This is a genomic window from Paenibacillus sp. J2R1T-4, from assembly GCF_059692235.1.
In genome coordinates, this window is the sequence record NZ_JCAUBA010000027.1 from 57,721 (window position 1) to 68,451 (window position 10,731).

The window sequence follows — 10,731 nt, forward strand, 5'->3', positions numbered from 1 at the left end:
TCACCCCCTTATTATGATAGAAGATGCCTTATACTCGAGGAAAGTAGGTGAGAGAGAATGTGCAATCAGCTCGAATATCTTGTGGAAATTGTACGGACGATTAAATTCACACAAGTGCTGAACGGGATCAGTCTGCCTTTCAACATGGACTCGGATCAGCACATTCTTTCACCTATTGGACAGAGTATGTCAAGTTAGGTCTCATTTAGGCCGAACACCAACAAACTCATCCTAAGCTGTGGAGTGCTGCTCCATGGCTTTTTATTATGCTCAGGAAAAGGATGAGAGACCGATGAATCAGGTTAAGCTTGTGGCCAATGTGCCTTTATTTTATGTGTATACAATATTGAACAATTTTATATTAGACCGAGCAATCTGGATGCTGTTCCTGCTATCCAGAGGTTTCTCATTATCACAAATTGCCCTGATCGAGTCGGCATATCATTGCATGAACTTCTTGTTTGAGGTGCCGACGGGGTATATCGCGGATCGGTATGGGAAACGTGTGAGCTTGATGGTGAGTCAGCTGGTAGCGGTGCTTTCCTCGAGCATGCTGTTATGGGGCGGCCATTGGTCCGTCATTGTGGTTGGCTTTATGTTGGGTGCTTTGGTGGGGACGTTCCAATCCGGCGCAACTAGTGCGCTGATCTATGAAACCCTCAAGCTGCTAGGCAAGGAGCAGCAGTTCAAGCGCTACAATTCGCAATTGATGGCCGTGATGCTGATCACTTTGGGGATAAGCGGTATGGTGGGCGGGACACTGTCCGATGTGGATTGGGCATGGGTGTATTTTGGCAAAGTCATTCTAAGTCTCCTCTCCTTTAGTGTCGTACTGTTCCTTATAGAACCGCATACAGAGGAAGCTGCAGCTGAAGGCATGGCGGGGGAGACCTCCTATTCTTTTGTGAAGCAGCTCCGTATGGCCTATGCGTTTGCGAAATCGAACCGTGCCTTTCTCACATTGAGCTTATATGGAGCCATTCTCTATTCCATGTCATGGTCTATTGCATTTTACAGTCAGGTGGTTTTTCAAGACCTGGGCTTGAACAATAAATCAATCGGACTGCTCAATGGCTTGGAAACGTGGGTGTCTGCAGCTATTGCGGGTATTGCTTTTATAGGAGAACGGTGGCTGGGGAAAAAGGGTTCGATTCTCTTCTCCGGCGTAGGCTTCATCTTCTTTCTTGTCATTTTCTCAACGTCGACCGTCGTTACACAAGTAATAGGTGCTTTCTTCTTCATGGCCATCGTAATCAGTTACCTGGAGCCTCTACTGGAAGCGTATCTGAATGAACTGCTGCCTTCTCCCATAAGGGCTACGATGTTGTCTGTCTTCAGTATGCTAATTTCCGTCGGGATGATGATTACTTTCATGAGTATTGGGTTTCTTGCGGATTGGACTGATCTATCTAAGGCGCTCAAGGTGATTTTGCTGCTATGGGTCCCGATTTGCTTGATCGTGATGGGCTGGGCGTTGAAGGTTGCAAGAAAAGGATAAAGCAGATAGCAAGAGCGAGTATGTATTTAAGGGCAAAGCGGTAAGCAAAAGCAGCAAGAACTCCATAGATGGCAAATTAGTAATATTTCAAGTGGAGCAAGTATGGAAAGGGCCTATAAGTGAGCGAATCGAGCTTTACGAAAGCGATATGTGGTTGGAGTTTGTTGAAGGCCAAGATTATCTTATATATGCGAGTGATGAACTGGACGGCAAGCTGAGAGGCAACCTTTGCGGCAGGATACAATTGTGGGAGAACGCCAAGGGTGATGTTGCGGCCTTCCAGAAGGAGGGAACCCTTATCCAAGCTTCAGGAGGGGGAACAACTCGAGAGGGATGGGGAAGTGGGATCCTTGCTGTAATCGTTGTAACAGGTCTGGCTGCTGCTTGGAGGTTCGGCTCGAGGAGAAAGAACTAAATATGTAATCATGGAGCTGCCTTTGGGCAGCTTTTTGTGCATTAGAAAAGAATTTTTTAGGCTTATACGTTTTAGTGGGGAGGACGAAATCTGATTACAACAGACGGAACTGCGCTTGGCATTGGCGTAGAGCGGAAAACCTGCTATAGAGAGGATTATTGATGAGCTCCTGGAGAGGACAAAAAGCCTATAAGGAATTAATCCTTAGGAGCGGGTGGCGATGAGCGGTACAATTAGATTTACGAAATGGAATGGAGGAGAAATACTTTGACCACTGAAATGGTGACAGCAGGCTGGGACGATGTAAAATTTCAGCTGCGGGAAGTCCATTCCTTCGAATGGCTTCATTCGCTGGGGAAGGCATTCGCAGTTTTCGATCAACAGGATTCAGGTAATCTTTCTTTTGGCGTAGAGCAGGCGGGGGAGAAACGGTTTGTGAAGTATGCAGGCGCCAGGACGATGCGTTATGATGGAGAACCTCAAGCTGCCATAGAGCGGCTGAAGCAGGCTATGCCTCTGTATGAGTGCTTGAATCACCCCAATCTGATTAAGCTGATCGAGCATTATGAGGTTGGGGAAGGTTATGTTGGGATCTTTGAATGGTTTGATGGCGAGACGATGCATCCGTTCTCTACATTTCCTCCGCCTTTGAAATACACACATCCTGATTCATCTTTTTATCGGTTCAGACAGTTGCCCCTTGACCTTCGACTGGCTGCATTGGATGCGATCTTCAAGTTCCATGTGTATGTTGAATCGCGCGACTATGTAGCTATTGATTTCTACGATGGCAGCATTCTGTACGACTTCAAGACCCATTCTACTAGAATCTGTGATATTGATTGCTATCAGCCTAAGCCTTACGTGAACAATATGGGGCGATTGTGGGGCTCTTCCAGATTCATGTCGCCTGAAGAATTCGAGCTTGGCGCCGAGATTGACAGTCGAACCAATGTGTTTAACATGGGGGCTATGGCATTTTGTCTGCTGGGCGGTGAGCGGGATCGAGCCTACGCGAAATGGGATGCCGGAAGGGAGCATTATGATGTAGCTCTTCGAGCGGTGGAGCAAGCCAAGGACCAACGGTATCGTACAGTAGCGGAGTTTTATGAGGCTTGGGGGAGTATGGGATAGTCTTAAAGAATCATTATTCAAAATTTAAAGGTTCTCCCTTGTCAAAGGAGGATTTCTAAGTGTAAAATAGTAACATGTCCGTTACTTGTATCTTTATTGGACAGTAATGTAAACGTCTTCAAAACAGTGTTTGGAAAGGGGTGTGTTTTACGAGTTGCTGCTTGTAGCCTCACAGTTTGCATTTGTGAAGACGGTAGTTAGATTAACCACACTATTTATGGGAGGGATTTTAATGAAAAAGAACGTAAGCGGACTGCTGGTATTTATCCTCTTGCTCGTAAGCGTTCCACAGCTGGCGCTGGGAGCGGATCGCAGCTCGGATCGTGTGTATGAGTACGATCAGAAGTACTTGTATGGACGGGGAAGTACAGATTCTGCCGGAGCAGTAGGGTGGAGCATGTCCTACAATCTCGACTCTTATATGAATATGTATGAAGCTACCAAAGGGACAGAATGGCTGGATAAAGTAGTGGATCAATTCGGAAGGGCGATGACCGCTGCCTCAGATCCGGACGGGGATGGCTACAAGGGGTTCCCGGATGTAAACTACTCGCATATTCAGACGAAGAACAATAGCTTCACTGTGTTCGGGGCCAATTCAGGCGCCACTGAGCTAGTGACGAACGGCTCCTTCGAAACGGATGCGGATAGCAATAATGTGCCGGATGGCTGGACGCAGCAGGGAAGCACCTCGCAGACCTACCGGTCGACCGCAGCTGGCAATGCGTATAGCGGCTCTGCAGGAGCGATCATTCAGAGTGACGGAACCAACAGCAACCGCTTGGTGCAAAATATTACATACACAGCCAACACCGACTATTTGCTGGAAGCTTTTATCGGGGTGGAGACGGAGAAAACACAGGCTAATATCGAGATTTTCAACGTGACTACGAACAAGGTAATCGCTACGCAAAGAGCTTACCATGTTGGATTTGAGCGGTATGTGATCAATTTCCGCTCGCCGGCAAGCGGTACTCTGCAAGTAAGGCTTTCCCTTGAGAATTATACGGTTAGCGGTCTCAAGGCGCGCTTCGATTCCGTAAGCGTGAAACAAGCGAATCAGCCAGCTGAGACTGCTCTTAATACAGGCTTCGAGACTGCTACAGGCGGGGATGCTACACTGCCTGCCAACTGGACTCGAGCAGCAGGTGCGACAGCTTCACATGTTTACATTGCGACTGGCATTAACAACAACTATGCAGGCAATAACGGGATGGCTGTTGCTGCTGATGGAACAGGAAATAAAATTGCAGAACAGACTTTAACCTACATGCCTAGTTATAACTATAATGTAACCTTCATGCATCGATTGACCGACGATCGTTATAGCGGCAGGATGGAAGTCTATAATGTGACGGATAATGTTGTACTAGGCTCCATTGAATACAACAATACGGTATGGACGGCCAAATCATTCAATTTCACGGCACCTGCAACAAGCGGCAAAACCGTAAAGCTGAGAATATATCAAGCTAGTCCAAGCACGGCTTTCACAGGTTATTACGATTCTATCTCGGTCAAACCGATCACCTTTCCAGAAGCTGCGGCCTGGACGCGCAATGTACCGATCACTCACGCACACATGATCAAATCAGCGGATGTCAGCCCATCGGGCGCTTGGGCGCTAGAGCTTATCCACGATGGAACGACGGCACCTGTAATGTCGCAAATTCTCGATAACTACAAGCCTTCATCACCCTATGGTTTTGTTGTATTTGGCAAAGTCACCCCTGGTACGACAGGCATTATTCGAGCCATTGATGTAACTGCCGGCACAACATTAGGCTCTGCTACATTTACGAATTCTGACCTGAGTGCAATCACACAGTTCAACTTCACGACTCCGGTCGCCGGACATCAAGTCCGAATGGAGGTTGCTATCTCGGGGGGCTCCTCTGGTCAAAAGCTATATGCCTATAGTGCCAAAGCCGGACAAAGATGGGATCAGCAAGTTCATGACGGTCATATTGCTGCTACAGCTTTGCGCTTCGTGAACGCAGTCTATTCGGACTCCTCATTGACAGCGGCTTATAAGACTACGGCGGATAGTTTCCTTGAATTCATTGCTGACAACTTCTACGCCAAATGGAATGCAGAGTGGCATCAGCTTACCGGAACAGATGGCAGCAACAACGGAACGGGCGTGTATACATTCCCTACTGGCTTCAGTACCGAATTTTTCCCGAGCCGAACTATACCGCACAATATGTATATGACTTATGCCCGCATGCTGTACTTGTTGTATGAGGCTACCGATGGTGTGCCAGCCTATTCTGCCGTTCGTGCTAACTATTTGAGCCGCGCCAATGATATGTCCAGAGCTTACAAAGGCAAGGTTCGTGCGAACACGATGAATGCCACACTGTCAACAGATGCTTACGAGTGGAACTATTGGGATAATATGGGTGCATGGGATGACGGTCATTACTATCCGGCAGCTGTGGATGACCTTTCGCATGGAGCAACTACATTAAACGGGGTTATTGAAGCATTTAACCATGGTCAAGTATTCACTGTCAGCGATATGCAAAAATTCACCAGAACGTTCACAGAAGTTATGTTCAACCAGAATTATAGTGATCCGACTTTATCTTATTACCATAATAGACGACCGCTGGTTACGAAGGATAAGGAATTGAGTTATCAATTCTATAACTGGATCAATCTGGCTCAATTCGATCGTAAGGTGCTGGATATAAGTGAAGCCATATGCAAAGAGGATCTTTGCACGAATCTAGGTGCATCAGGCATTGCCCTATGGAACAAGAACAAGCTGGCGAATTCCGGTTTCGAGCTAGCTTCCACCGGGGATGCTACACTGCCGCTGTACTGGACCAGATGGCAATCCACTGCAACAACTGCCTTCCGTGATACCGCGACTCCTTACCTGAATGATTATAAAGCAACGGTCAAAACGAACGGAACGACCTGGCAGGTGCTTGAGCAGCAGATTCAAGCTTATGAGCCCAATACGACCTACACCGTATCGTTCATGGGGAACACGAATGGCAGCGTCGGGGGTAGGGCGGAAGCTTTTAATGCTACAACTGGGACTGTGCTTGGGTCTACGACCTTTACGAATACGACCTGGACTGCCAAGTCATTTACTTTTACAACTCCAACCGCAACAACGAATGTGATCAAAATCAGACTGTATCATACCAGCTATACGCCAACTACTGGAGCCGCTTATTTTGATGATATTCGAGCTCTGCCATACTTGTATCAATCACATATTCCTAACGGAAGCTTCGAAACTTCGAACCTATATGACACTGCTTTGCCGCGCTTCTGGAAGCGGGGAGCAACGAGTGCAGCAGCCAATGTAGTTATTGATCCTGCTGATGAAACGTCCGGTTTGCAATCACTCAAGCTTACAACAGTGAGCGGAGGGGCGCAGCAAGAGCTTGTATATGACTGGTTGGGTTACAAACCAGGCGGATCTTATCAGTTTACAGCCAAAGGCAAGACCAATGGCTCTTCAGCAGGAGGCCGAATTCAAGTGATCGATACGGTCACCAGCGGCGTATTGGTGGATGTGGCGTTCACGGCAGCCACCTGGACGACTGCTACTGCCTCGTTCACAGCGCCAATCGATTACACCCATCCGCTGAAAGTCATCATTACTCATAATAACCCAGCAATTACGAGCGGTACGTTTTGGGTGGATGATCTTGGAATTTATTTGAACTGAATCTGGTAAGGAGCTAACAGAAACATCCCTCTCTGATCAGCCGTGCTGCTTCAGAGAGGGATGTTTGTGCACTTCGGGCCTAAGGAGTGGCAAGCCGTTTACACTAGGGAGGTCCAGATCCGAATGTAGAGGAGTAGTGCCGCGGCGTTGCTGATGACTGAACAGGAGAGTGGGTTACAATTGTTCAATCAATTTGGTTTTGGCAAGCGTTAGAGCGCCGATGACACCTTCGTGTTCACCAAAGGAGCTTCTCTCCGTTTCCAGTGACATTGTGGAGAAACGGTTGCCGCGCAAAATAATGGTACGTTTCGTTTCCTCGAATAACAGCGGCATCTGATCGAACATTTTGCCTCCAATTAGGACCGATTGCGGATTAAACAAGTTAATGACATTGCTTAAGGCGATCCCAAAAGCGGTTCCTGCCTTGATACAGGTATTGATAGCATCTCTGTCCTTCTGTTCGTATGCAGCAACAAGGTTGTTACGATTGTTGGCCAGTCTTGTGTATTCGGCTTCCAGCATAGGGAAGGTGATGATGTTCTCCAGACACCCGTAATTACCGCACAAGCACATCTTGCCGTTAGTGTCTGCGGTGATATGCCCTAAAAGTCCCGCAGTGTTATTGACGCCTCTTAGGATTTGTCCATTAATAATAATTCCGGCCGCAATGCCATGTCCCACATGAACGACAATAAAATCCTTCAAGTTTTTGGCCTTCCCGAACTTCATTTCTGCAAGGCCCATCGTTCTTCCGCCTTCTTCCAGAAAAACCGGACATCCAAAAGCTTCTGTTAGGGCATCGACGGGGTTTACGTTATCCCAGTCTTTCCTGTTCGGAATGTTCAGAATGGTTCGCGAATGAACATCGATGATACCGGTAACACCGATTCCAATGGCATCGATCTGGCGACGATTCAGGCCGGAACGTTCCAATAACAGATCAATTTCCCGAATAAGAGTTCCCGCCTTATCCGTATCGGTGGCGTAATTATCCAGCAAGCACTCGCTTCGATAAACAATGTTCAAATCATTATCAGAGATGACTAGCCGCATGTAAGCACCGCCAATATCGATTCCCAAGAAGCGAAACTTGGCAGGGTTAGAGTAGAGCAGGACTTCCTTTCTGCCCATGCCTTGACTTACGCGGTTGCCTTCTTTGATGAATTGATGATCAATCAGATGCTTGGAAATTTTGGTGATGCTCCCTTGTGACAAGTCGGACAATTTAGCTAGTTGTTTTCTAGAGGTGTGATTGTTAAAGCTGATTAACTCCAGAATTAATTTCTCGGACGAATTTAGTGAGATATCAAACACTCCATTTCAAGAGCTAATTTATGATGATGATGTGCCAAGTAACGGATATTATTATATTTTAATGATTATTTCAATAAAGATCAAGAAGTGAATCATATAGGTGGATAAATTATTGAAGCCATGACATTTTGTATGGGTGCGTACATATAATTCGATAGTGAAAATAAATAGACAGAGTAATTATATTTTTGCATTGCTAGTATCAATTGAATTGAGAATATGTAGTCTTTAAGCATACACTGTGATGGTGATTAACAAATAATTTACATGATAAATTATTTACAAATATCAATTGCCGATATATAGTTTGGTTATGAAATTATATATGGTTGAACCTTTCAAATGACGGAAGGAAGCAACGGTGGAAGGGAGGTGTTAAACTTTGAATGGCAGGACACTTAAGAAAATCGCAAATAACTACGAGCTTTATTTATTTCTTTTACCGACACTAGTGTTCCTTGCCTTGTTTGCTTATCTGCCCATGTACGGTTTGCAGATTGCGTTTAAAAAATATGTTGCGGTCAAGGGGATTTGGGGGAGTCCGTGGATTGGATTTGAGAACTTTGAAAGATTCTTTCATTCGTACCAGTTTTGGACGGTAATAAAGAATACGATGGGGATCAGTTTATACGAGCTGGTTGTCGCTTTCCCGATTCCGATTATTATGGCACTGTTGGTGAACCAATTAGTCAATCAATCGTTTAAGCGATTCGTCCAAACGGTTACCTACGCACCCCACTTTATCTCAGTTGTAGTCCTGTCCGGAATGTTGTATTTGTTTCTTTCGCCTGGAACCGGGATTGTCAATTCCATCATCACACGTTTTGGGGGGGAGTCGATCTTTTTCCTTTCCAAACCGGATTTGTTCAAAACGATCTATGTGTTTTCGGGTATTTGGCAGCAGGCAGGGTGGTCAACCATTATTTATTTGGCGGCTTTGTCCGGGGTCAATCCGGAATTGCACGAGGCGGCGGTCGTGGATGGTGCCAGCAAGGTGAAACGAATATGGCATATCGATCTGCCCGGCATTACACCAACGATTATCATTCTGTTAATATTGAACATCGGCCATTTTATGTCAGTCGGTTTTGAAAAAGTGTTTTTATTGCAAAATTCGTTAAATCTCTCTTCATCGGAAGTCATTCAGACGTATGTGTACAAGATGGGCTTATTAAACGCCGAATATAGCTATTCCACGGCGATTGGCCTGTTTAACGCAACAATCAATTGCATTCTGCTGATAACGGTTAATTCCATTGTCAAAAAAATTGGACAACATAGTTTATGGTAGGCATACCGCCAGGCATTGGAGGGGTATAGATGGGACAAACAAGCCGGAGCGCGGGGGATAAGCTATTTGATTACGCAAACTACGTAATCTTTACGGTTATCTTGTTGCTCGTATTGTATCCGCTGTATTTTATCGTAATTTCGTCGATCAGTGATCCGATATATGTGAATTCAGGACAAATATGGTTGTTTCCCAAAGGTGTTACCTTTGACGGCTATAATCAAATTTTTATGGACAAGCGGATTTTATCCGGGTATTCCAATTCACTCCTTTATATGGTGGTTGGCACGAGCATTAACGTCGTTCTTACCGTATTGGCCGGATACGCTCTTTCTCGCAAAGATCTGGTCGGACGCAATTGGATCATGTTTTATATTGTGTTTACGATGTTGTTTAGCGGCGGGCTGATCCCCACATTTCTGCTGGTCAAGAAGCTGGGCATGTTGAACACGATATGGGCAATGGTCATTCCGAACGCCGTTTCCGTATTTAACATCATAATCGCCAGAACATTTTTTATCAGTACCATTCCCGATGAATTATTGGAGGCAGCTGTTATGGACGGTTGTACCAATACGAACTTCTTCGTTAGAATCGTCCTCCCGCTAGCACTGCCGATTATTGCCGTTATGACGCTCTTTTATGCGGTGGGCCATTGGAATTCTTACTTTCAGGCGTTGATTTATTTGCGCAATGAAAAATTATTTCCGCTGCAAATTGTTCTGAGAGAGATCTTGGTGTTGAACCAGGTATCCGATATGGCCTCTCACGAAGAAAGCATGACGGCGATGCAGCAAAAGGCGGACCTCATTAAGTATGGGGTGGTCATCGTTGCCAGTTTGCCTATGCTGGTGTTATACCCGTTCTTGCAAAAATATTTTGTCAAAGGCGTTATGATCGGCTCTATTAAAGGCTAAATCAAATCATAATAATAAGGGGATAGCACAATGAAATGGAGACACTCATTATCGTTAACAGTTGTCGGTATGATGATGGTATTTTCCGTACTTGCAGGCTGCAGTAAAGACGACGCTTCTACCAAACCTGCGGTTGCACCGAGTCCGGCGGTCTCAGCGGGACCGGACATGAAAAAAGAGAAAATTTCGTTAAAAGTAGCCGCAGTAAAAACACCCCTCGTTACGAAGGATTACAACGAGATGGATATTGTGAAGAAGTGGGAAGAACAGACCAATGTACATGCAGACTGGACGATTATCGCAAGGGATCCTTGGGGCGAGAAGAAAAATCTCATGTTCGCCAGCAACGATTTGCCAGATGTGTTTTATGGCACCTATGCTTTAAGTGATTCCGACATTCTGAAGTATGGGGAGCAGGGCACACTGATCCCGTTAAATGATTTGATTGACAAATACGCGCCTAATATC

Annotated in this window: 7 protein-coding genes and 1 pseudogene; 7 read left to right on the top strand and 1 reads right to left on the bottom strand. The window is 45.8% G+C overall.

Going from position 1 to position 10,731, the window contains the following annotated elements:
• Window positions 1-253 precede the first annotated feature (253 nt).
• The 4 genes from AC58QD_RS29605 to AC58QD_RS29620 all read left to right on the top strand — a co-directional run bounded on the left by AC58QD_RS29605 (window position 254) and on the right by AC58QD_RS29620 (window position 6,741).
• Window positions 254-1,498 (top strand): MFS transporter, encoded by a 1,245-nt coding sequence (locus AC58QD_RS29605; RefSeq protein ID WP_497338642.1) that lies wholly within the window; start codon window positions 254-256, stop codon window positions 1,496-1,498.
• On the top strand, window positions 1,482-1,913 hold the full coding sequence (locus AC58QD_RS29610; RefSeq protein ID WP_497338643.1) for a hypothetical protein: 432 nt from the start codon (window positions 1,482-1,484) through the stop codon (window positions 1,911-1,913). Before AC58QD_RS29605 ends, AC58QD_RS29610 begins: the two co-directional genes overlap by 17 nt.
• Window positions 1,914-2,192: 279 nt before the next feature.
• Window positions 2,193-3,047, top strand: coding sequence for a serine/threonine protein kinase (locus AC58QD_RS29615; protein ID WP_497338653.1), 855 nt, complete (start codon window positions 2,193-2,195; stop codon window positions 3,045-3,047).
• A gap of 232 nt (window positions 3,048-3,279) precedes the next feature.
• On the top strand, window positions 3,280-6,741 hold the full coding sequence (locus tag AC58QD_RS29620; protein ID WP_497338644.1) for a hypothetical protein: 3,462 nt from the start codon (window positions 3,280-3,282) through the stop codon (window positions 6,739-6,741).
• Window positions 6,742-6,915: 174 nt separating this feature from the next.
• Here the strand turns inward: AC58QD_RS29620 and AC58QD_RS29625 are convergent, their stop codons facing one another.
• Window positions 6,916-7,965, bottom strand: a complete 1,050-nt coding sequence (locus AC58QD_RS29625; RefSeq protein ID WP_497338645.1) for an ROK family protein — start codon at window positions 7,963-7,965, stop codon at window positions 6,916-6,918.
• Window positions 7,966-8,437: 472 nt separating this feature from the next.
• Here AC58QD_RS29625 and AC58QD_RS29630 point away from each other — a divergent pair, with 472 nt between their 5' ends.
• The 3 genes and pseudogenes from AC58QD_RS29630 to AC58QD_RS29640 all read left to right on the top strand — a co-directional run.
• The gene (locus AC58QD_RS29630; RefSeq protein ID WP_497338646.1) at window positions 8,438-9,346 is read left to right on the top strand and encodes an ABC transporter permease; all 909 of its coding nucleotides are present in this window, start codon (window positions 8,438-8,440) and stop codon (window positions 9,344-9,346) included.
• A gap of 29 nt (window positions 9,347-9,375) precedes the next feature.
• Entirely contained in the window at window positions 9,376-10,263 is an 888-nt protein-coding gene (locus AC58QD_RS29635) for a carbohydrate ABC transporter permease (RefSeq protein WP_497338647.1), read from the top strand.
• Window positions 10,264-10,293: 30 nt separating this feature from the next.
• Window positions 10,294-10,731 (top strand): annotated as a pseudogene (locus AC58QD_RS29640) (ABC transporter substrate-binding protein); the annotation flags it as partial.

Coding starts and splice junctions, on each gene's coding strand:
- AC58QD_RS29620 (WP_497338644.1), top strand. CDS start 3,280: ATGAAAAAGAACGTAAGCGGACTGCTGGTATTTATCCTCTTGCTCGTA.
- AC58QD_RS29615 (WP_497338653.1), top strand. CDS start 2,193: ATGGTGACAGCAGGCTGGGACGATGTAAAATTTCAGCTGCGGGAAGTC.
- AC58QD_RS29635 (WP_497338647.1), top strand. CDS start 9,376: ATGGGACAAACAAGCCGGAGCGCGGGGGATAAGCTATTTGATTACGCA.
- AC58QD_RS29605 (WP_497338642.1), top strand. CDS start 254: ATGGCTTTTTATTATGCTCAGGAAAAGGATGAGAGACCGATGAATCAG.